Raw genomic sequence first — 21,774 nt, forward strand, 5'->3', positions numbered from 1 at the left:
TGGAGTCAGCGATGAAGTCAGGTAGGCGACACTTGCGCGTCGCGCATCATCCCGGTCTGCGGGTGGCAGTTGATGTACTCGAACAGTTGCTGGCTACCGTCCGCTACCGAGACCTCGTGATACAGCCGCAGCTTCGAAAGGCCTCCGATTACTCGGAAGAACGTGGTGAAAATACGTAAATGAGTGGGGTGGGATTCTGCCCAGCGTTCCAGTTTGTCGAGGGATCGCCAGTGACCGATGTCATAGGCGATGTCGAGAAGATTGCCATCCAGGTCGACGTTGCGTACGAAGCGGTTGCTGTAGCAGCCAAGCGCCTGCCCCTCGTCACGCAGGAAGTTCATGCCGTCTTGCAGGGGCGGCAGCATCTCGTTGAAATAGAGCGCGCGCTCTTCCTCGCCGGCTTCGACCCAGTCTTGTCCGGAGCGGATCAGCGTCAGGTTGTCGTGGCCGCGCACCACGACCCTGCCGCCCTTGGCGGGGTCGCCTGAAATGACTTGCAGTTCGCTGGTCGGCTGCATCCAGTCGGTTTGTGAAATAGCAAAGCGGTCGCGCGCCGAGCCCCAGTAGCCGTGCTCCTCGATCTCGCCGCTGATGCCGTCCATGATCGCACCGACACCTGGCAAATCGTCCTGGAATGCATACAGCGTCTCGAACTGCTCGGCGCGCGGTGCGATGACTTCGCGGAAATACCCCAACCCCTCGTTCAGGCGCGCATCGTCGCCCCACCAATCGGCCACAGGCGCTGAAAGTAGCCATCGGTGGTAGGCGGCGGGATCACGCCAATAGCCCACGGCGATGAAGTTCCCATACCCCTGATTATCCAGGTGGTAGGTCAGGTCGTGATTCCCTGGGCCATCGGCGAGGGCAAAGCTGGCGTCAATGTAGCGCATGGCTTGCAGGGCGGCGGCGCGTTGCTCGTCGCGAAATTGCACCCCGAGGTAAGCCATCACCACTTGCTTCACGTTTTCGTCGGCTCGCCCCACATACATCGGGAAGGGTGGCTGGTAATCGTCGTGAACACGACGGGACAACGTCCGGGGACATTTGAGATGTTTATCAATCGCAGATTCCATGGGGGGCTCCTTTATTTCCGTCTCAAACGGACGGTTCGCTGTTCTACATCCCAGTGGATGTTGTTGTTTTGCGGTGAGTACCGCGCCATCGGCGTTGCAGCATCAAGGTCCCGAGCTGCACCAGGTAAGTGGCAAACTCTTCGGGTGCCATGTCCCATCGCTGTAAAAACCAGGATGAATCGGACAGTCGCTGCTGTTCTCGTGGATGCATGAGACACCTCATCATTCGTGCTTGTAGGGGCACGGCGTGGAGTAGAAATTATCCAGGGGGGATGCAACGTGCTTGGCTCGAATGGACAACCGTTTGGTTGAAAAGGACAGGCAAAAAAGGCCGGCATATCAGCGCGCAGCAATGGTGCGGGGCTTGTGAATCAAGGGGGCGAGGTGCCCCGAGAAGTGGCATCAGGAGTATTGGAAGAATCGGCCCATGTAACGCGCAGGCACCTATCTTCCAAGGTGTCTGACAGCGGGAATGAGGCGATGGCGATGGCCTGCTAATTGCTTGGCTCGCCAAAACGTTACCCCGCTTTTTTTGTTGAATCGCCGCCGCGAGGTGAATGCAATGAGCCAGACCTGTCAGTATTCAACGCTTGCCGTTACGGCCCCCCTCCGGTTCGATTACTGGAAGGAAGTGGTTTGTCACCACTGCCTGGACGCAGACAGCAAACTGCTGGCGCAGAGCGATTTTGACGGGGCGCTGGAGGTGCATGGCATGGGCGAGTTGGACATCTGCACGTTGTCCGCCCCCTTGCATTATTGGGAGCGCTCCGCCCAACACCTGCGCAGTGATCCCAATGACGACTTGTGGTTGGGCTTTACCAGGAGCGGTTATGGCGAACTGGAGCAGGCTGACCGACGGACGAAACTGGCGGCGGACGATCTGTTTCTTTATGACGCATCCCAGCCGTTCAGATTCAGCTTCGGTGGTACTGATAACCACCTTGTCCGCATTCCGCGAAAACTGCTCAGTCAGCGCTTGCCCTCCATAGCGGACTGCACCGCTGTGGTTCTGGATGATCGTCGCCCGGGAGTGATTCCGTTACGCGAGATGTTACGGCAAGCCGCGAGTATGCCTTCAGGCTTCCATAACGAAGGAGTATCCAGTCGTTACTCCAGCACGTTGCTCGACCTTCTGGTGGTCAGCCTGGAACTCCAGGATTTAAAGCAGACTCATGACGAGTTGGATCTGCATGGCCGGATCATGAATTACATCCACCGGTATTTGACCGAGGCGGACCTGTCGCTCGAACGCATTGCTCAAGCCCACCATGTCTCAACGCGCACTGTGACGCGCGCTTTCGCCCGTCATCAGAAATCGCCGGTCGCAGAAATCTGGAAGGCACGATTGCTTGCCAGCCGCGACGCTATTGAGCGCGGTCAAGTCCGCAGTATTTCTCAGGCGGCGCTGGATTTCGGTTTCTCCGACTTCTCTCATTTCAGCCACGCTTTTCGCAAAGCCTTTGGCGTTGCCCCCCATACTCTCCTGCGACGAGAGTGAAAGAGGGGCTTTATCGCTCCTGAAGCGAAGCCTAACCATACAACCGCTGCTCAATCTCTTCGAGCGTGCTGCCGCGTGTCTCCGGTACCCATACCGCGACGAAGGTCAGGGACAGGAGTCCTGCTCCCACGAACACAAAGAAGGTTTGGCCGATCCCGATCATCGCAACCAAAGATGGAAAGAACATGCCGATCATCACGTTGGTCAACCAGAACGCTGCGATCGCCATACCCATGCATCCGCCGCGGATGCGCATTGGGAAAATTTCCGCCAGAAGCACCCAAAAAGCAGGCCCGATCAGCCCTTGCATGGAGGCCAGGAACATCGCCATGGCGCCGAGGATGAGCATGGCGCGGGTGACGGAGGGGGCGACAAAAACTGAAACCAGGCCAATCAACAGCAAAGACAATGTGGTGCCAGTGAAACCGAGCAACATCATTGGACGACGGCCTACGCGGTCGAGCAAAGCAATGCCCACGAAGGTTGCGCCAATGGAGATAACGCCGTTTACAACATTGGCGATCAGTGCGCTACGTTGCTCCAGGCCTGCTTCTGTGAGGATCTGGGTGCCGAAGTACATGATTGAATTGACTCCGGTCAGCTGCGACGTAACAGCGATACCGATGCCAATCAAAAAGATTCGCCGCGCACCCTTTTGAGACAGGTCACGCCAGCCGCCTTTTTTGATGAATCGTTCGTTGCTGATCTGCTGGGTGATCGCCTCCATCTCAGCTTTGGCGTAGTACTCCTCCCGTACCAGTTTCAGCACCTCCAGGCCCTCTCTGAAGCGCCCTTTGGTGGCCAGCCAGCGCGGGCTTTCCGGCATGTAGAGCATTCCCAACCAGAGTGCCACTGCTGGCAGGGTTGCCAAGGCAAGCATCCATCGCCACACACCGTCGAGATCGCTGAACAAATTGCCCAGTGTGGCGTTGGTGGTGAAGGCCAGGAATTGCCCGGTGACGATCATCAACTCGTTGCGGGTAATGATGCGACCGCGGATGCTGGATGGGGCCATCTCCGAAAGATACGCCGGCACGACGACCGATGCGCCGCCCACCGCTAACCCCAGCGTGAAGCGGGCGGCCACCATGACGTTGAGGGTTGGCGCCAGCGCACAAGCCAACGCGCCAAGAAAAAACACTACGGCGAGGAAAAGAATGATACGGCGGCGACCCTTGAGGTCCGATAAGCGACCGCTGAACAGTGCCCCCATCATTGCGCCGATCAATAGGGCGCTGGCGACCAGACCTTCCGTAAAGGGTGTCAGGCCCAGGTCATCTTTCATGTAGAGCAAGGCGCCGTTGATGACGCCGGTGTCGAAGCCGAATAGCAAGCCGCCAAACGTGGCAATCCAGGTGATTTTTTGCAGGTAGCGCTGTGCCTGGTGCTTTTCAGGGCTTACATAGGCGGCTGAAGTGTCTGCCGTATTTCCGTAGGAATTAATTGTCATTGTGATATTCCTGACTGAAACTCATGGGGATACTCACTCGCCATCGCGGTGAGCGTTTCAATATGCAATTACATGGGTTTTTCTCGTGGTGCGATTCAGATGGGTTGGGGTTTGAAATCGCTGGTGGCAACCGGCATGACGCTCTGTAGCAGTCTTACGGACTTTTCCAAACCCTCGAGGCTGTTGAGTAAAACGTCCTCATGCTCGATCGATAGCCAGCCATCGTAGCCAGCCATCTTCAGGCGGTAACAGAACTGCCGCCACCATTGCTCACCGTGGCCGAATCCAAGTGTGATGTAGGACCAGCTTCGGGATGAGATATCCATCAATGAGCCATTTTCCAGGAGTGAATCCACGGCCTGGACTGGCGCATTAAGCAAAGTGTCTTTGGCGTGCACATGATAAATGGCGTCGCCCAGTGCCTCGGCGGCGACCAGCGGATCAGCGCCCATCCAGAACAGATGCGAGGGATCGAGGTTGGCGCCAATTACCGGTCCGATGGCATTGCGTAGCTTCAGCAGCGAACGGACGTTGTAGACGCACTGGTTACCGTGCAATTCCAAAGCGATGCGCTCCACACCATTTTCCCTGGCCAGATCAGCTATCTCGCTCCAGAAGGGCAGCAGGCGTTCTTCCCATTGATAGCGCAGCATTGCCTGGGTTTCGGGAGGCCATGAGGCAACCACCCAGTTCGGCATCCTGTCGCCGGCCTGACCTTCAGGTAAGCCAGACATGGTGCAGACGGTCTTGACTCCCAACTCACCGGCTACGCGTATCGTGTCCCTGAGGCACTGGCCTTGTGCAGGCTGCGTGGGGTGCAAAGGGTTGCCGTTGGCGTTCAGGGAAATGATCTCCAGATTGTGTTCCTGGAAGCTGCGTTTGAGGGCCTGGCGGTGGTCGGCGCTGGCGAGCATCTGGGCCAAGTCAAAGTGCGGCGCGGTGGACCATCCGCCAGTGTTGATCTCCAGGCCCGACACTCCCAGCCGTTCAGCCTGCTTGAGCATCTCCCGCAGGGGCAGGTTGCCGAGGCTATCGGTGACGAATCCCAGCTTCATGACGTAGCTCCTTCTCGCGACCGGTAGAGGGGCGGTGCTTCCAGCGTCGGCAACACGATCCGGCGACGCTGATTGAGTGCCTCGATGCCGGCTTGGGCGACAATGGCTGCGCAATAGCCGTCCCAGGCATTCGCGGCATGGACTGGGAACCGACCTGTGTTGATGAACGCCACGAATGCTTTGTTCTGCAGGCGGTAGGCGTCGGCGAAACGCGGCCGCCAATCGGCCGCGTACCTTTCAAAACCCTGAAGACAGGTGTTGAAACGAGCATGTACGGGTGTGTTCAGTTGCACGGAACCTCGCTCACCCACCAACTCGCCACGGACGTCGTACCCGTAATGGGCGTTGTTGTTGATTTCGATGTTCACCAGATGGCCTTCCCGGGTTTCCAGCACCATGAATACCGGGGCGCCGACGCCGTCCTCAGACGTGTGGGTGGGTTGGAACACTGAGATGGCAACGTATTCAGTGTCGAGCACGTGACGTGCCACATCGAACTCATGCGGCGCGGAGTTACTGATTGCCATTTGCCCGCTGAAGTTGGCGGGGGCTTCTACGTTGCGGTGGAAGTTGTGCATCATCACAGCCCGACCTATCACGCCGTCGCTCAAGGCACTTTTCATTTCCCTATACGAAGGGTCAAACCGGCGCATGAAGCCCAGTTGCACGAATTGGCGACCCCGAGAGGCCTCTTTGTCGATGACCGCCAGGCACTGGTCCGGGCTTTGAGACAACGGCTTTTCACACAGTGCGGGCTTCCCTGCCTCGATGGCTGCCATGGTCAGGACCGCATGGGTTTCGTCCGGGCTGGCGATGATGATTGCATCGACATCGGACCTTGAAAGCGTGAACAGTGGATCAGTGGAAACGTCAGCAGCGCCATAACGGTCAGCTATCAGCTTCGCTCGCTCTGGCGACGCATCACACACCACGTGCAAAGTGGCTCCCGGAAGGTCCTGGGCAATGATGCGGGCGTGATCCTCCCCCATAATCCCTGCGCCGATAACGGCGATTCGTATGCTCATATTCAACGACCTATCAATGGGCGACAGTCATCAACGCAACGTCGAACTCGCGTGCGTGTGGACTGGGAAGGGAGATGTATGTGGCCATAAGCGGCGTAGCCGTGGCGGTCGAAACCAACCGATGAGGCGAGTTATTCATGGGACTATCCTGGCGGTTTGTTGTGTTTGTTGTGCCTCGATTATTAGCACCGAACAAGCAATCATCAAGGCGCGCCATAGGCTATTTATGATGTGAAAAACCTCAAATTTGAAGGTGTAGTAGTGGTTTTCATTGCTCTTGAAAACAGCCATCAGTAATACGTATATGATGTAAATGACATCAAGAGAGAGCGGGCTATATGACCATGCAAACATCGGCGCGTTTATGGAAGGGGCCCACCGTTCAACAGGTCGCCAAGGTGGCCAGGGTCGGAGCAGCCACCGTCGACCGCGTGCTGAATAACCGCCCCGGCGTGCGAGAAAACACCCGTCTGAAAGTGCTGGCGGCGCTGGATAAGCTAAAGAAGGACTTGGCTGATGGCATGGCAACGTTGCAGATCAAGCTCTTTTGCGATTCGGGCGAAACCTTCAATGCAACATTGGCTGACGCCGAGGCATTGGTGAACGCTTCGACGCCAGGTGTCGTGGTGCATGGCTACTATGAACCGACCAACCAGGTCGATCCCGCCACGTTTGCTGATCAGGTTCAGGCGCAGGGCGCCTCGGCGGATGGGGTGATCGTCGTATCGCGCGAGCATCCGGCGATCAACCGAGCGATTCGCAAACTCTGCAGCCTGGGTATTCCAGTTGTGTGCCTGACCACCGACCTGCCTAACTCCGGGCGTAGCGCCTATGTTGGCAATGATCAATATGCGGCAGGCAGTGTCGCCGGGTTACTGATCGGCAATGCGTTACCTAAAGAGCCCGCGAAAATCCTGCTGGTGACCAGTGTGCCGTTTCGTTGTCAGCAAGAGCGGGAGATGGGGTTTCGCCGGGTGCTCCGCTCGGAGTTTCCCTATCTGAAGATCGACGAGCGGGTGATGTCCGATGATCGCCCTCAGACCACGACTGAACAATTGACGCGTTACTTTTCCAAACACGACTACCCGGCAGCCATCTACAACGTGGCCGGCGCCAATCGGGGCGTTGCTTGCGCAATAGATACCATTGCGGCTGAGGATCGGCCTATTTTCGTCGGCCATGAGCTTACGGTTCATACGCGGGCGATGCTGGAGTCCGGTGTCATGGATTACGTTATCTCTCATGATTTCGTTGGCGAGACGGCCGCAGCGGTGCGCTGGATACGAGGAGCGATCGAGGGCGCGGCGAGCGCGCCACCCTCAACACAGATCTTGATTCACACTCGATATAACTGTGGTGCGTAAGGCCAACGTTGCGTTCTACCCAACCGTGTCCCTCAGCAAAACCAAGGATGGAGGCCTATGTCGGAGTCAGTACCGATCGAGAAACGGTGCTCCTTGCCATGCAGCCGATACGATTACAGACTATCCGGATCCCCGAAGAACATTTTGACTGGGCTCCAGGACGGTAGTTACAGCCCGAAAAAAGGTCGCGTTGCACGCCTAATTAGACGCCACCAAAATACCTGCAAATGCAAAGCACGGCCGAGGTGGACAGTACTAAAAGAGTTGCAAAAATGCCGGCGTTACGACCAAAAGAATTGTCGTCTGTAAACGAAAGTGCGTAGCCATGTAGAATGCGTCCAACAAGTAGTACTGAACCGAGCGTGTGTAGTTGCCATTGCGGTGAGCCGGTTAATTCTAGAAATCCAATCAGCACGAGCGCCAGTGGAACGTACTCAGCGAAATTGCCATGTCCTCTAATGCGCCGAAACATGACGGAATTGCCACCGTCGCCAAGGCTAGGGCTGCCAGGCCCCATTCTTCCAATAATTACTCGGGCACTTAGTGCAATGAATAAGATTGCAAGTAGGCCACCGTAGAGAAGTGTAACCTTCACTGTATGCTCCCTGCCCCGCAAGGGGCCTAACTAGTGGCTAAAATTGCTCGCCTCGAAGCGTATGCACCCCGCGAAGGCTGTTGGCGCTTAGATCTTTGCTCTTCAATTGCGCTGCGCTAATCGGAGCTAAAGAACTGCTATTGGACGTTTCCCAAAGAAGGAGTGCGATTGTGATATTTAGCTGAAACAGGGCAAGGAATAGCTTGCCCTGTTACAGGGAATTACGCGTCAGCGCCGCCTAAAATATTCTCTAGTTGCATTTCTTTTAAAACACGGTCTTGAATGGGTTGTTTGGCAGCGTTAATTTCATCAACACCCCAAACCATGCCTACCGCTGTGCGTGTAGGACGTTTGCCGGCAGGCATATCTGCTAACGCTAAATAAGTATCGACGACCAACTGTGGATCTGGTGCCTGGTCAGACTGCATGAATTTCGCGAATTCTGCGAACATAGCATCAGGTATCTTTGCCAAGTCACCATAGCTCTCCAGTACGTCAAGACGGGAAGGCGCTTGCCCTCCAGCACTCAGACCAGTAGGGAACGGGCCTGGTTGCACGATGGCAACATCAATACCGAAGGGCGCCACTTCGTAACGTAAGCCTTGGACGTAGCCTTCCAGAGCGTGCTTGGTGGCGGCGTATGTAGAGAAATACGGCGCCGAAATCTGGCCGACCATTGATGAGGTGTTAATGATCAGACCGGATTTGGCTTCCCGCATAGCGGGCAAGACAGCCTGTATAATGCGCATGGCGCCATAGTAGTTGGTTTCCATCTGCTCCCTGGCTTGGGCAATGCTAAATGCCTCCGTAATACCCAGGTACATTACGCCTGCATTGTTAATCAAAATATCAATCTTGCCCGCTTTAGCCAGCACACCAGCAATGGCTGTCTTGACGGATTCGTCGCTGGTGACATCCATATCTACGACATGGATGAGGTTGCTATACGCTTCCAGCGCGGTCTTGACTGCGGCGTTCTTGCCTTCTGTGCCACGCATGGTGGCGAACACTTGGTAGCCCTTGTCTGCAAAGTCTTTCACTGCTTTTAGGCCAAATCCACTGCTGCTACCGGTGATGATGACGCTTTTTTTGGCTTCGCTCATTTTTCTTTCCCGCTGGGTTGTCTATTAAGTACCATTCGGTACAAAATAGGAGGGGAGGGTGCCGTGTGTCAAGTTAAAATACCAGGTGGTACAAAATGAGCTTAAATCCGACAAAGCCTTCAAGGGGACGACCTAAGACCCTGGACCGTGATCACGTTTTGGATGTGGCAATGGAAGCCTATTGGAAAGAGGGCGTACGCAGCTTATCCCTTAATGAAATTTGCAGAAGGTGCGATATATCGAAGCCAGGTCTTTATCGTGAATTTTGGAATGAAGATGGCTTGATGAAAGCCGTTATTCTTAAATATCAGGAACAGGAGCTGGATTCTGTGCTGGAGATGTTAAAGGCAGAAAAGCCGTTTCGAGAGATGCTTGACAGCCTGGTGTCATTCGCCACCTCGGTGAGTGACAGTCAAGGGATACCAAAGGGATGTCTTTTGATAAAGATGCGCGAATCACGCATGCACTTGGGTGAGGCAACACGAGCACAAATCGATTTCATTCAAGAGCAAGCATTAACGGCTTACAGGAAATGGGTGGAGCGTGCAAAAGCCAAATGTGAATTCTCTGCAGACATGTCATCAGAGTTTGCATCTATCTATATTGATGCGCAATTAAGTAATGCTGCGTCACAGATATCTCGTGGCGAGGATCCGCAGATTGTAAAGAAGATGCTGTTAGTCGCTTTTTCTGTGTTCTGATGAGCATGCCTCTCAGCCCAGTGTTTCTGTAGAAGCAGGTATTCGTTCGTCTGGGATAAAAAAGTGGCTTATCTGGATACTGTTTGATTGATATTTGCAGAGCCATTCATAATAATTCACGGCGCATGAGAATATTCTCGCTTCGCGCCCCGAAACTCCGGTGAGTGGGGCGTTAGGGTGTCTGCGTATAAGAAATTAATAGTGCTTTGTGGTGCTGAAAAAGCCGAGTTCAGGCTCTTGGGCGTACCCAGCCATGCGAGGGTTTTGTACGAAATCAGCTGAAACTCATTTGAACCCAGCAATCGTCGGGACTCAGTAAAGTCCGCGTCCATCAAAGGCAGGAGCCCAGTGTTCTGGTGCTCTGCTCGGGCGCTGCTAAAGAACCGCAAGATCATGCCCTCGGACGAAGCCGGGTCGGCCTGATGACGAAGATTCACATGCTGTGCGATGCCAATGGCGTAGCGTTGCGGCGCTACTGCGACCGCTATCGGATGCAGCCGGTTATCCCGCTGCGCACGATGAAGCGCAAATCCAAGCCAGGATTACCGAGACTTTGTGATCGCCCCAAATACCGACAACGCAACATCATTGAGTGCATGCTCAGCTGGCTGAAGGAGAACGGCCGCATCGTTGCGCGCTTCGACAAGCTCGCGAAAACTTATGCGGCGATGGTCTCACTGGCTTGCGCCATGCGGTGTTTGAGACAGTACTTTTCGTACAGTGCCTAGGCGCTTTGAATACAGATGAATGCGTCGCCGCTACACATTAGTACATTCTTATGTGTTAATGTGTTTGCACACTCAACTACCCCTATGAGCTCAACAATGTCCTCTCGCAGTCTTTTTGATGCTATGAACCTTGGCAGCATGGTGCTTCGAAATCGTATCGTCCTACCCCCACTCACTCGCTCCAGAAGCTCGCAGCCAGGTAACGTACCGAACTCGCTCATGGCAGCGTACTACCGCCAACGCGCTACAGCTGGCTTCATGGTCACCGAAGGCTCTCAAATCGAGCCACGTGGCCAAGGCTATGCTTGGACACCCGGTATTTACAGTGACGAACAGGTCGAAGGTTGGCGCCAGGTGACCGAAGCCGTTCATGCCGAGGGCGGCACCATCTTCTGCCAACTCTGGCACGTTGGTCGTGTTTCCCACGTCAGTTTGCAACCCGATAATCAGCCTCCAGTTGCCCCTTCAGCTATCCGTGCCACCAACGTTAAAGTGTTCATTGAAACCGGCCCTAACGAAGGACAGTTAGCAGATCCGAGCATGCCGCAAGAATTGACCACTCTCCAGGTCAAGGAGTTGGTAGAGCTTTATCGCCGAGCGGCTCAAAATGCGAAGCGTGCGGGGTTCGACGGCGTTGAGCTGCACTGCGCGAACGGATACCTCATCAACCAATTCATCTCAGAACACACTAATTGCAGAACTGACGAGTACGGGGGATCTCTCACAAACCGGCTGCGGTTCTTACGTGAAGTGACTGAAGCGGTCATTGGTGTATTCGCAAGCGAGCGCGTTGGTGTACGCTTCGCGCCATTATTTGAATCGACGGATGAAGAACGGGTCTATTTGGGGCTGGTCGAAAAAGATCCGCAAGAGACCTACGTCGAAGCGACCAAAATGCTGGAAGGCCTGCGCATCGGGTACCTTTCAATTGCAGAAGCAGATTGGGACAATAGCCCTGATCTTCCAGACTCATTCCGGCAGGCACTGCGTGAGACGTTCTCGGGCCCGATCATGTATGCCGGTAACTACACTCATGAGAAAGCCAAACGTATTCTCTCGACGGGTTACGGCGACTTTTTCGGCTTCGGACGTACGTTTATAGCAAATCCGGATTTGCCACTACGTTTCAAAGAAAACCACCCCCTCAACCCCGTGGATCCTTCAACTCTGTATGGCGGTGGGGAGCGGGGATACACCGACTATCCGCACAGCGCCTGACAGCGTGCGGGGTCACCCAACTGGGGGCAGCCCCACATTAGAGTCAAGGTTCAAGGTTTATGGAGTTAAGCGAAGCACTTAAGGTCTTGTCTCATCCGACCCGACGAGCTGTCCTCGCGTGGCTGGCAAACCCCCACGAGTCTTTCAAGAGCTACAGCCAGCTCTACGACTTCAGCGTATACGGTGTATGCGCAAGCTTGATTCAGGACAAAGCGGGGATGTCGCAACCTGCGACATCCCTTTGCCTGAAGGTTCTTCAAGACATGGATTTCGTGACAGCAACAAAAGTTGGAAAATGGACGTACTACAAGCGGAACGATGAGCAACTTTTTGCCGCGTTGTCCGAATTGCATTCCGAGCTGGACGTCTGAGCCCTGCGGCGGCCTGGGGCAAAATCGTATCAGCGCCAACAAGCGATGGGCCCTTGCTGGTCCGTGACTTGTTTGCGCCGGGTGGCCTACTGGCCTCTCTCCACGGCTAATCGCGCACGTTCCGCTCCTTGAGTCGGTTTGCGTAGCGGAAATCAATGACCCTTGAATTCGAGCTCCAGGCGCGGCGTACCGGCCTTCAGGGCCTTGATGGCCGAAGCAAGCCCGTTCTTCACGTCTTCTGTCTCGAACAAGGGCATGGCAATGTTGAACATCACATCGTCGGCCGCCTGGATGCCGCCGTTGGCCCAGGCGCGCAGCAAGGCCTTGTGAGCGGCGTGGGCGCGTGTGGGGCCGTGCACGAACTTCGCGGCGAAGGCATGCGCCGCTGCAAGCAGTTCGGCATCGGCGATGACGCGGTTGATGACGCCGAAGCGCTCCATCGTCGCAGCGGGGACACGCTCGGAAGTCAGCGCCCATTCCATGGCTCGTACGCGTCCCGCGCGTTCGGCGACGCGGTAGATGCCGCCCAACAGGGTCACTAAGGCAAGCGACTGTTCCGGATGGCAGAATGTTGCGCTTTCGGCGGCAAAGATTACATCGGCACGCAACGCCAGTTCGAAACCACCGCCTGCGCACAAGCCCTGCACCACGGCAATGACAGGCAAGGGCAGACGTTCGAAGCGATTGAAGACGTCCATGTAACCCTCGAAGCGTGCACGCAACTGGCGGGGGGTGTCATCGGGCCAGGACGTGATGTCGCCGCCAAAGCTGAAGTTCTCGCCCTCGGCGCGCACCAGCACGACGCGTGCGTCGCTGCGTTCGATCGCGCTGACTGCCGTAGCCAGTTCGTCAACCATCTGGTCGTCGATGCGGTTTTGCGGCGAGCGATCAAGAATGATCGTTGCTATGCCGTTCTCGATGGTATGGGTGAGATGAGACATGTCGGGCTCCTGCGTTGTCGCAAGCTGAAGTTAGGCGAGGTGTTCCTTGAACCAGTCCAGCGCGGCGGTACTTGATTGATCGAATCTGGTGATGTAGGGATCGAAGTGGCCGCCGGGAATCGTCACGAGGCGCTTTGGCTCAAGGGCACGCTCGTAGGCGGCCAGCTCAAGATCGGTCAGCGTGATCGTGTCCTGCAGCGCGACGACCATCAGCAGTGGCGTGGGGGACACGCGCGCAATCCACGTGCCCGGTTCGTACATGCGCGCAGCGCGCGTCGAGCGCACCGTGACGCTGTTCTCCCAGGCGCCGTCGGGTACGGGCTGCAGATAAAACTCGACGGCTTCCTTGGTGCGGTACGAAGCAGGGACGGCCGGATCGGCGCTGACAATTGCCTGTCTACGCGGCGGCTCGCCGCGTGCTTGCGCGCGCTCGTCCGCCGCGAAGGCATCCTCGATGGCGGCGACCGCATCGGGCGGAATGCGGCGCAGTCCTTGCTCGAAGCCGCTGATCGTCGGCACCTGCGCGACGACCGCACGCAAGCGTCGTTCGGTTGCGCCAAGCACGAGTGCGTGACCGCCGGAATAGCTCGTGCCCCATAAGCCGATGCGCTTCGCGTCGACGGCTTCCTGGTCTTCGAGGAAGCTGATCGCGCGCCGCCAATCGGCGATCTGACACCATGGGTCGATATCCTGGCGCGGCGTGCCTTCGCTGGCGCCGAAGTTACGGTGATCGTGCAGGAGGACGACAAAGCCGTTGGAGGCAAACTGCTCAGCGAATGGTTCTAGGCCGTGCTCCTTCACGCCGGCATAACCATGCGCCATGGTGATGGCAGGATAGGGGGCGGTGCCGCCGATGGGAACATAGAGCCAGCCGCGCAGCGTGACGCCGCCCTCGGCTTCGAACGCGATATCGGTACGTCGAAACATGGAAGTTCTCCTTGTATAAAGAGGTCAGGCGGCGCCGTAAACCCTATGCGCAGCGGCAGTTCATGCCGTCCACCCTTTTGCCTCGGTCACTCGATGCCTGGTCAATTGCCTGGTCGCTCGAGCGTGAAGAGTTGCTCCGCGCCGATTTCGAAATAGTCGGCCGGCCCACCTCCGCGCAGGATCGGACGCGCCTGCGCAGTCTGATATACGCCGTTCTTGATCAGTTGCTGGTCAATGTGGATCGCTACTACTTCGCCCAACACCAGCCACGCCGGGAGCGCCGCACCGCCTTGCGCCTCAAGCTGCACGATCTGGGTGACCACGCACTCGAACTGCACCGGGCTGGCCGCAACGCGCGATGGCCGTACTTTTGCGGAGGGCAGCGTCTCCAACTTGGCCAACTCGAATTCATCGATGTCCGCTGGCGCCATCGCTGCAGAGGCGTTCATTGCCTCTGCGAGTTCTCGCGTCGCCAGATTCCATACGAACTCGCCGGTCGCACGCGCATTGGCGAGCGAGTCCTTCGCACCAAGCGAGCAAAAGCCGATAATCGGCGGCTTGTAGCTGAACAGGTTAAAAAAGCTGTAGGGAGCGAGGTTACGTACGCCATCGTTGGAGACAGTACTGATCCAGCCGATCGGGCGCGGAGCGACGATGGCGTTGAGCGGATCGTGCCGCAGGGAATGTCCCTGTGCCGGTTCGTAGAAATGCCAATCGTTCATAGCTTACCTCTTTGGGCGCGCGCAAGGACTGCCACCTGCTCGAGTCAATTCTGCTGCGCCATTTCCAAAGAACGGGGCGGCGTTCGTATTTCTTACTTGTTTACCCAAGGCATGGAGAGGTCAATGTCAGAGACCAGCTTGCCACCGCCGAAGCTCATGTTCTCCAAGGGAACGGCATACATGATCAGGCTGACGTCGTCCTGGCTGACGCCCACTTTTTCTACCGCGTAACGGGTGACCAACTCCGCGAGCTTGCGCTTCTGCTCCACTGTCCTGCTCGAGCCTATCGTCACCGTTACGACCATGCGCTTGTCAGATCTCTTCATGTCAGGAAAAGTCGGATGGATGAAAAGCTCATCGTCCTTGTGCTCACTGATGATGACGAAGCGGTCATCCTTGGGCGTATCCATGGCTTCATGAAGAGCGAGATTCAAGGCATCCGCCAGCGCGCGTTTCTCTTCGCTAGAGAATTTCCGAGCTGGAATGTGGGCGTGAAAAACTGGCATGAGCGTTTCCTCAGTTGTGTCGTTCAGCTAATACGCGGCGACGAGTTGGCCCCGACTTAGCTAAAGAAATCTTGACCGAGTGTTTCTTCGAGTCGCTCTTTCAGGCCCGCCGAGAACTCACGAACGACGGGGAACGGGCTTTGAAAGAGCTTGATATTGTGGACGAGGCCAGACTCATTCCGAGTGATGATGGTGGTGCCGGCGACCGGCTTACCACCGTGGATGGCATCCCACTCAAGGTAAGTCTTCGCACCGTCAACCGCCTCCGCGGTGAACACGAAGTCTTCGTACATCGTGCTCGTCGCGGCAAAGAATGCCCCGATGGATGTCGGGCCGACCACCGTCTTGCTTAGGGCTGAGGTCTGAAGGCTGGCGTCAGCAGTGAACGACTTCGCGAAGTCGCTCGTTCCTTTCTTCTTGACGATTTGCATCCATGCTGTTCCCGGTGGGTTGGTGTCAGTAGTCATTACAATCTCCTATCGAGTGTCTGCAGTTTTGCAGTGTGTGTGCGTGCGCGTGCTAGTCAGCGAGGTGCCCGATGAGAAACTCGCCGGCTCTCTGGAGCGCGTCGTGGGCCTGGGGCAAAGAGGCTGTTTGAATGTGCCAGACGTGCAACATCTCCGGCCACACCTCAAGGTGCGATTCGCCACCGGCCGCGCGCACCTTTCGGTCAATTTCAAGCGCGTCGTCGAGAAGTACTTCGTCGCTTCCGACATGTATGAGCAGCGGAGGAAAACCGTGCATGTCGGCGAACAGGGGCGAGATGCGCGGATCCTTCAAATCGTGGTTGCCAGCGTAAGCCGCTACCATCTCCCGCATCGCGCTTGCGTTGACCATTGGGTCGCGGTGAGCCAGTTGCGTTAACGAGGGCAGCGTCAGCGTCAAGTCTGCCCATGGGCTAATGAGTAGCGCTGCTCGCGCGTCCTTGTGGCCTTTCGAGGCTGCATAGGCCAGAACGTTGAGAGCCATGCCTCCGCCACTGGAGTCACCTGTCACGGCGAATGGTTTGCCAAGCGCACGCAGTGCTTCGTAGCCGCGGATGGACTCGTCGTAGGATGCCGGAAATGGGTGTTCAGGTGCCTTGGAGTGGTCCAGAACGATGACCTGGGACTTTGCCGCTCGAGACAGCTCCCCAAGCATGCCTAAATGCGAGGAAGGAGAGCCAGCCACCCAGCCACCACCATGGAAATGGTAGATGACTCGGTCCTTGGAAGCGCCAGGAGCCGTAATCGCCACCGCAGCTACGCCACCGAGTTGGATCGTCTCGACGGTTAGGTCGGCCGCCGGCGGGTTCGCTTGTGAAATGGCCTCCATGCCGACGCGGAGCGTCTCGATGGTGCGTACGGGATGCGCAAAGTCGAAGGCAAACATCGCATCCCGAAGCTCACGGACGGAAGATGAATCGTAAGTCATGGTCAGTTCACTCCAGGTTGAGGAAAGTCGCCGGTACCCAGTCGTAGCCTTCGCCGTTGTCGGCTTTGCGAAGACGGCCCAGGCCAGGGAACGGCATGTGGGCTGCGGCAATCATCGTCTTGTCCGCAGCGAGTTTCACCAGCAGGTCTTCACGCGTTTTGACCGCCGACGCGCTGTCTGAGTCGAAGACGATGCTGATTTCCGGGTGCGGCATTTGGACGGCGCCAACATGAGCTACGTCGCCCCAGATGAGCAGCGACTGACCCTTTGAGGAAATCATGTAGCCGGTGTGACCGGGCGTGTGGCCGGGAATGGCATACGGTGCAATGCCGGGAACGATTTCGGCCATGCCTTCGTACGGCTTCCATTTACCCGCAGCGATATAAGGCGCGGCGCCATCCTGTGCGACCTTGAAGAAGATTTTCGATTCTTCCGGAGCCTTGGCCATGATTTCCTTCGACAGCCAGAAATCGGCGTCGGCCTTCGTCATCATCACGGTCGCGTTCGGAAAGACGCGTTTCCCGTTTTGGTAGATACCGCCAGCATGGTCAGCGTGAAGGTGAGTCAGTAGAACCAGGTCAATCTGCTCCGGCTTGTAGCCGGAGGCCTTCAAGTTCTGCGCGAGCTTGCCCAGTGTAGGAGGGCCCCAGTGACCGCCTGAACCGGTATCGATGAGAACGAGTTTGGAGCCGGTGTTGACGAGGAAGCCTTGGACGGTTGCCGAAACATGCTTGGGATCGTTTTGGAAGGAGCGCGCCAAGAGGGACTGAATGAGCGCGGGATCACCGTGTAGGAGACTGGAGTCGATACTACCGCCGCCGTCATAGAGCGCGGTGACTTCATAGTCGCCAATCATCGTGCGATAGAAGCCTGGAACCTGCTTGTGCTGCATCGGCGCAGCAGCTTGGACCGGAGCTACAGCAGCGAAGGCGCCCGCGAATGCTAACGATACCGCGAGTAGGGTGCGCGAAGTGATGGTGGAGAATTTCATCGTGTTCTTAACCATTGTGTGTGGTGGATATGTAGGTACGTACAGCTGTGATGACCTTCAGCAAAACGCCAACTCATCGTGCCATGTCGCTGTTACCGCCTTTCCGGCCATACGCAGCATCGAATTGCCGGTGTTACCCGTGATGAAAGCCCGGATGTTCGATTTTTTGCCGATCCGCCTGAGCTGTCATAGCGCTTGCATTGTGCAAGTGGTTGAATAATATTCGAGCACCTTGCACAATGCAAGTGGAAATTCAAGGAGAGTAGCTGTGCAACAAACAAGACGATCGGGCTGCCCGATCAACCTGACGCTTGAGCAGATCGGCGACCGCTGGAGCCTGATCGTTATCCGCGATGTCATGTTCGAGAACAGACGCAGTTATGGCGTCCTGCTGGAGAAAAACCAGGAAGGCATCGCCACGAACATCCTCGCAAGTAGGCTGAAGCACTTGACCGCGGCTGGCCTGCTGACACGATGCCCGGATCCGAATCACCAGCAGAAAGTAATTTACAGCCTCACGGAAGCAGCAATACAGCTGGTACCTCTGCTCGCGCATGTGGCTGCCTGGGGTGTTCGGCATACGCAGCCGAGCAAGGAAGCGTCTTTGCGCGCGGAGGTGCTGGAGAAGGGCGGCCCTTCACTCTGGAGTGCCTTTATGGATGAACTACGTTACTTGCATCTCGGTGCACCGCGTCCGGAGCGTTCGGTATTGGACCAGCTCAGGGCCGACGACGAGCAGGCGATCGCTACTTAGTAGCCATCTTTGGCGTCATGACATGCAGCATGTGGTGCAAGGCTATCCATGCTCGAATAGCTTCCGCCTTGCGCGAGATGGGGCGTCATCGAGCGCACGCTGTTCATAAACGGGTGATTTTACCTTCGCGCCTTTGAGCCCGACATCGCTTACTCCATTTCGAGCGGGTGCTCCAGGAACAAGCCTGCCGCGACCGACAACGCCGTTCGCGACCTCACGCATACGCTGAGTTCGCGGGAGGCCCACGGCTCATCCAGCCTGATCACCTTCGCTCCGTCCATTTTGTAAATCGCCGCGCTCCCCTCGGGCATGATGCCAATGCCCAGGCCGGCCTGAACCGTCAGGCATAGCGCGTCGTAGCTGGAGACTTCCATTCGGATCCTTAGCGAGCGCCCCAGGTCGTTGGCCGCCTTGATCAACTGAAAGTTGAGATGAGTGCCACTGCGCAATGCAATGTATTCGTGATCCGGGGTTTCGCTGAATTTGACAGAGTGGCGTGTCGCCAGCGGATGCCCAAGGGGAACCAGTAACACCAGGCGATCGGTGCGAAACGGGAAAACCTCGATATCGGCACCGTGCGGAAGACGGGTGAAGATGCCGATGTCGGTGCGATTTTCGGACACCGCCTTGGTGACGGCCAGGCTTGGCCTTTCTTCAAGGCTGATGTTGATCAGTGGATACAATTCCGTGAACGACTTGATCAGGCTCGGGAGAAATTGGGTGATGGCGGAAATATTGGCCAGGACATGCACCGATCCACGGCGGCCGTGGGAGTAGTCACGCATCTGCACGACGATTTCATTGAGGTTGTTCAATGCACTGCGAGCCATGAACAGTAGCGACAGGCCCGCATCGGTCGGGGTAATGCCTTTGTTGGTGCGGTTGAGCAGTTTCGAGTCGAGCAGTTCTTCCAGCTCGCTGAGGCGTTTGCTGACCGCCGCCGCTGCGATGTGCTCGCGTTTGGCGGCGGCAGCAATGGTGCCTTCTTCAATGACGCTGACAAAGAGTCGCAACGAGACCGGATCGAGTTTCATGAGAGGTACCGATTTGGTCTGAATTGCTACATGATGCGCGCGTTGGAGAAGCTTCGTGCCCAGGGCTCAGTGTGCAAGAAAATCCGCGTCAGCTTCCGTACGGGTATGTTCAATACTGAGGAAGCCAAGTTCGCCAATGGAGTAGTGGTGGACCTGCCTTACCCCACCGACGATGTTAGGTTGCTGACCAAGGCAGCGTTGGGTGCGCTTGAACGTATGTACCGGCCCGGTTTTAAGTACAGCAAGGTCGAGGTCATGCTTCTCAACCTGTGTTAGCCAGGCGAGTACACGGATGATTTGTTTGCGGTCTCACTGCCGTCAGAGGCGACCAATGTGATGGCTGTGTTGGATAAGATTAATGAGCGGTGGGGAAGGGGAACGCTACGTGCGGCAAGCGTGTCGAGCAATCTGATTGGGCGACGCGGCTGGATCAACTGTGGACGGTAGGCCGGATATAGGAAATCAGGCAAGAAAAGGCTCTTTGCCGGCGTGAGGAGGTACGCCTCAAGCTTGCAAAGAGCCTGTTCCATGCCGCAACCCATTTTGCCGTTGCGCCTGCACCATGATGAGAGGTCGCTAATGGTACCGATACGTTCTAACGGTTACTCCGATTAAGGATTCACTCGGCCGCAGCCTGGATAGATTTAATCAGCACCGACGTAGCCTCATCTTTCGGTTCGACCGATGTAGCAATTTCAGCCGCGGATTGTTTCTGTTTCTCATCGGCAAGGGGAACCGTCTGACTAAGGACCACTAGCAGGTTACGTTGGCCGTCTTCGCTTGATTCTGGAAACTGTTGAATGACCAAAGGAATAGCACGCGGATCCTTTAAGTTGACTAGGACATTGGTTGCGTAGGATCGTACGGTGCCGTCGTCACTTGCGGACGCTTTGGTCAGAGCCTTCAAATCGTCTTCTTCAACAACTGCTTTCAGTGCTCCGCTTTGGCCAGCATTTGATTGAGCAATTTCATTGAGGGATACAAGCGCACCAAGCTTTGTTCGATAGGAACTGTCAGTGCTCTGTACTTTGGTTAACAGGGGTCTTGCAGCGGGCATTCCTTTTTTTCCGAGCTCAGAGCGGGCATCGCGCCTCACATAGGTACTGTCGGAGTTCAAATTATTGATTAATTCATCAACCGTTGGAGTTTCCTCATCCGCATAAGCCGTTTGCAACAGCGACCAAGACGAACCATCAATAGCGGGCATTACTTCAACGACAACGCCTGTACTGGTCCCACTGGGGCATGGGCCAACCTTGGCAATTAATTTATTGGTCTCGTCGTTTAGGCTTGCATCCTGGGAATTGTAACGCCATTGAAGGGTATCTCCTGATCCTAGATATGGTCTTAATAAAGCAGCATCAATGCAGCTAAATATTTGTTCTCTATCACCAATGTTGACGATGAGAGCCAGTTTTTTGCGAACAATGTCCTTGTCGAAAACTACAAAGTCATAACTGGTTTTTAATCGGGACCCAAAAAAATCATTGTCGCCCTCGAAAACCATCGTAGCCTCTCTAGTGTCCCCCTCTATTTTTATACGTAGGTAACGTCCGTCCATGCGGTCCAAAATTATAAAGAATATGACGACTGCGAGTGCCGCACACCCGATGATCGTCATTGATTGGCCCGGTAGGGTGACGCTGGCCTTAGAACCAAAAGCACCAAGAATTATTCCTAGCCCCGTACAGAACATGAAAATTTTTAATGTGAAGTTCCCAAGGTGCATTACTTCGAAAAAGGTGCCTATTCCAATCATAATCAACCCCATAACTAGGGCTGAGTAAAAAATAGGGCCTGTCTCAACTGATCGTTTATCGGACTCTAACTTGTCGTTCATGGCTGCTCCGGATTGCTGATTATAAGTGAGTCACCACTAGACTCAACAACCCAATGAGTGCATGTGCTTAAAGTGGTGGTTGGATCAACGCTAGTCGGCACCTAGACACTTGTCCAGCAACGGCGGAAGTGAGGGTGTTGTACAGAGGCTTTTCATTTGTATAACATTTGTCTAGCTAATTGGCCATACTAGAAAATTGCATTGTTAATGCTTTCTTCTTGAAAGTGGTGCAGGTTTTCAATTTTAATTTTTGCTGCCATCGAGAGGCTGTCCCTTACACAGTTGGGAGCACACAGCGTCTAGATGGGTACTTTTGGCTCGCGAAATTGTCATCGCTCAAAGTCCATCTAATATTCGACATGTTTCGTTACAAATGCAGAGGGTGGCGCTGGTAACGCGATGTCTAAATAATTGCATTTTGCTACTTCTGTGCTGTTCTAGGAGGACTGCACGCGCGGCTCAGCT

Annotated in this window: 21 protein-coding genes and 2 pseudogenes; 8 read left to right on the forward strand and 15 right to left on the reverse strand. The window is 55.7% G+C overall.

What is annotated here, in order from left to right; genetic code table 11:
• Positions 1-17 precede the first annotated feature (17 nt).
• The gene (locus BLU76_RS20620; RefSeq protein ID WP_092143067.1) at positions 18-1,073 is read right to left on the reverse strand and encodes an aliphatic aldoxime dehydratase; all 1,056 of its coding nucleotides are present in this window, start codon (positions 1,071-1,073) and stop codon (positions 18-20) included.
• Between the two features lie 562 nt (positions 1,074-1,635).
• On the opposite strand from BLU76_RS20620, the gene BLU76_RS20625 reads away from it, so the two are divergent.
• A complete protein-coding gene (locus BLU76_RS20625) occupies positions 1,636-2,571 on the forward strand; it encodes an AraC-like ligand-binding domain-containing protein (protein WP_092143070.1) in 936 nt (311 codons plus the stop codon).
• Between the two features lie 31 nt (positions 2,572-2,602).
• On the opposite strand, the gene BLU76_RS20630 is transcribed toward BLU76_RS20625, so the two are convergent.
• The 3 genes from BLU76_RS20630 to BLU76_RS20640 all read right to left on the reverse strand — a co-directional run bounded on the left by BLU76_RS20630 (position 2,603) and on the right by BLU76_RS20640 (position 6,101).
• Positions 2,603-4,021 (reverse strand): sugar porter family MFS transporter, encoded by a 1,419-nt coding sequence (locus BLU76_RS20630; protein WP_092224129.1) that lies wholly within the window; start codon positions 4,019-4,021, stop codon positions 2,603-2,605.
• Between the two features lie 95 nt (positions 4,022-4,116).
• Positions 4,117-5,076, reverse strand: a complete 960-nt coding sequence (locus tag BLU76_RS20635; protein WP_092224131.1) for a sugar phosphate isomerase/epimerase family protein — start codon at positions 5,074-5,076, stop codon at positions 4,117-4,119.
• Positions 5,073-6,101, reverse strand: coding sequence for a Gfo/Idh/MocA family oxidoreductase (locus BLU76_RS20640; RefSeq protein WP_092224133.1), 1,029 nt, complete (start codon positions 6,099-6,101; stop codon positions 5,073-5,075). Before BLU76_RS20640 ends, BLU76_RS20635 begins: the two co-directional genes overlap by 4 nt.
• Positions 6,102-6,439: 338 nt before the next feature.
• On the opposite strand from BLU76_RS20640, the gene BLU76_RS20645 reads away from it, so the two are divergent.
• A complete protein-coding gene (locus tag BLU76_RS20645; protein ID WP_092143082.1) occupies positions 6,440-7,465 on the forward strand; it encodes a LacI family DNA-binding transcriptional regulator in 1,026 nt (341 codons plus the stop codon).
• A gap of 202 nt (positions 7,466-7,667) precedes the next feature.
• On the opposite strand, the gene BLU76_RS20650 is transcribed toward BLU76_RS20645, so the two are convergent.
• A complete protein-coding gene (locus tag BLU76_RS20650; RefSeq protein ID WP_158265816.1) occupies positions 7,668-8,060 on the reverse strand; it encodes an MAPEG family protein in 393 nt (130 codons plus the stop codon).
• 221 nt (positions 8,061-8,281) lie between these two features.
• Entirely contained in the window at positions 8,282-9,163 is an 882-nt protein-coding gene (locus BLU76_RS20655; protein ID WP_092224135.1) for an SDR family oxidoreductase, read from the reverse strand.
• Positions 9,164-9,258: 95 nt separating this feature from the next.
• Between BLU76_RS20655 and BLU76_RS20660 the strand changes: the two genes are divergently transcribed.
• The 4 genes and pseudogenes from BLU76_RS20660 to BLU76_RS20675 all read left to right on the forward strand — a co-directional run bounded on the left by BLU76_RS20660 (position 9,259) and on the right by BLU76_RS20675 (position 12,181).
• Positions 9,259-9,864 (forward strand): TetR/AcrR family transcriptional regulator, encoded by a 606-nt coding sequence (locus tag BLU76_RS20660; protein ID WP_086936564.1) that lies wholly within the window; start codon positions 9,259-9,261, stop codon positions 9,862-9,864.
• A 368-nt stretch (positions 9,865-10,232) separates the two neighbouring features.
• Positions 10,233-10,592: pseudogene (locus BLU76_RS20665) on the forward strand (IS5/IS1182 family transposase); the annotation flags it as partial.
• Between the two features lie 96 nt (positions 10,593-10,688).
• Positions 10,689-11,810, forward strand: a complete 1,122-nt coding sequence (locus BLU76_RS20670) for an alkene reductase (protein WP_092143094.1) — start codon at positions 10,689-10,691, stop codon at positions 11,808-11,810.
• Positions 11,811-11,869: 59 nt separating this feature from the next.
• Positions 11,870-12,181 carry an ArsR/SmtB family transcription factor gene (locus BLU76_RS20675; protein ID WP_092143097.1) on the forward strand — a complete coding sequence of 104 codons (312 nt, stop codon included), beginning with the start codon at positions 11,870-11,872 and terminating at the stop codon, positions 12,179-12,181.
• A gap of 152 nt (positions 12,182-12,333) precedes the next feature.
• Here BLU76_RS20675 and BLU76_RS20680 read toward each other — a convergent pair whose 3' ends face one another.
• From BLU76_RS20680 to BLU76_RS20710, 7 genes are all read right to left on the reverse strand, one after another.
• Positions 12,334-13,122 carry an enoyl-CoA hydratase/isomerase family protein gene (locus BLU76_RS20680; protein WP_092224137.1) on the reverse strand — a complete coding sequence of 263 codons (789 nt, stop codon included), beginning with the start codon at positions 13,120-13,122 and terminating at the stop codon, positions 12,334-12,336.
• Positions 13,123-13,152: 30 nt separating this feature from the next.
• Positions 13,153-14,049 carry an alpha/beta hydrolase gene (locus BLU76_RS20685; RefSeq protein WP_092224139.1) on the reverse strand — a complete coding sequence of 299 codons (897 nt, stop codon included), beginning with the start codon at positions 14,047-14,049 and terminating at the stop codon, positions 13,153-13,155.
• A gap of 101 nt (positions 14,050-14,150) precedes the next feature.
• Positions 14,151-14,771 carry a flavin reductase family protein gene (locus BLU76_RS20690; protein ID WP_092224141.1) on the reverse strand — a complete coding sequence of 207 codons (621 nt, stop codon included), beginning with the start codon at positions 14,769-14,771 and terminating at the stop codon, positions 14,151-14,153.
• Between the two features lie 92 nt (positions 14,772-14,863).
• On the reverse strand, positions 14,864-15,277 hold the full coding sequence (locus tag BLU76_RS20695) for a tautomerase family protein (protein ID WP_092224143.1): 414 nt from the start codon (positions 15,275-15,277) through the stop codon (positions 14,864-14,866).
• A gap of 56 nt (positions 15,278-15,333) precedes the next feature.
• Positions 15,334-15,744, reverse strand: coding sequence for a hypothetical protein (locus BLU76_RS20700; protein WP_092224145.1), 411 nt, complete (start codon positions 15,742-15,744; stop codon positions 15,334-15,336).
• 52 nt (positions 15,745-15,796) lie between these two features.
• A complete protein-coding gene (locus BLU76_RS20705) occupies positions 15,797-16,690 on the reverse strand; it encodes an alpha/beta hydrolase (protein WP_063321004.1) in 894 nt (297 codons plus the stop codon).
• A 7-nt stretch (positions 16,691-16,697) separates the two neighbouring features.
• Positions 16,698-17,681: an MBL fold metallo-hydrolase gene (locus BLU76_RS20710; RefSeq protein ID WP_063321005.1), complete on the reverse strand. Its 984-nt coding sequence runs from the start codon at positions 17,679-17,681 to the stop codon at positions 16,698-16,700.
• Positions 17,682-17,949: 268 nt separating this feature from the next.
• Here BLU76_RS20710 and BLU76_RS20715 point away from each other — a divergent pair, with 268 nt between their 5' ends.
• A complete protein-coding gene (locus BLU76_RS20715; protein WP_092224147.1) occupies positions 17,950-18,435 on the forward strand; it encodes a winged helix-turn-helix transcriptional regulator in 486 nt (161 codons plus the stop codon).
• Positions 18,436-18,584: 149 nt separating this feature from the next.
• Here the strand turns inward: BLU76_RS20715 and BLU76_RS20720 are convergent, their stop codons facing one another.
• Positions 18,585-19,469 (reverse strand): LysR family transcriptional regulator, encoded by an 885-nt coding sequence (locus BLU76_RS20720; RefSeq protein WP_092224149.1) that lies wholly within the window; start codon positions 19,467-19,469, stop codon positions 18,585-18,587.
• Between the two features lie 27 nt (positions 19,470-19,496).
• Between BLU76_RS20720 and BLU76_RS20725 the strand changes: the two are divergent.
• A pseudogene (locus BLU76_RS20725) lies at positions 19,497-19,927 on the forward strand (DUF4113 domain-containing protein); the annotation flags it as partial.
• Positions 19,928-20,088: 161 nt separating this feature from the next.
• On the opposite strand, the gene BLU76_RS20730 reads toward BLU76_RS20725, so the two are convergent.
• Positions 20,089-21,309 (reverse strand): HEAT repeat domain-containing protein, encoded by a 1,221-nt coding sequence (locus tag BLU76_RS20730; RefSeq protein ID WP_092224151.1) that lies wholly within the window; start codon positions 21,307-21,309, stop codon positions 20,089-20,091.
• Positions 21,310-21,774 lie beyond the last annotated feature (465 nt).

Origin of the sequence: Pseudomonas sp. NFACC08-1, from assembly GCF_900106735.1 — a bacterium.
Taxonomy (GTDB): domain Bacteria; phylum Pseudomonadota; class Gammaproteobacteria; order Pseudomonadales; family Pseudomonadaceae; genus Aquipseudomonas; species Aquipseudomonas fluorescens_Q.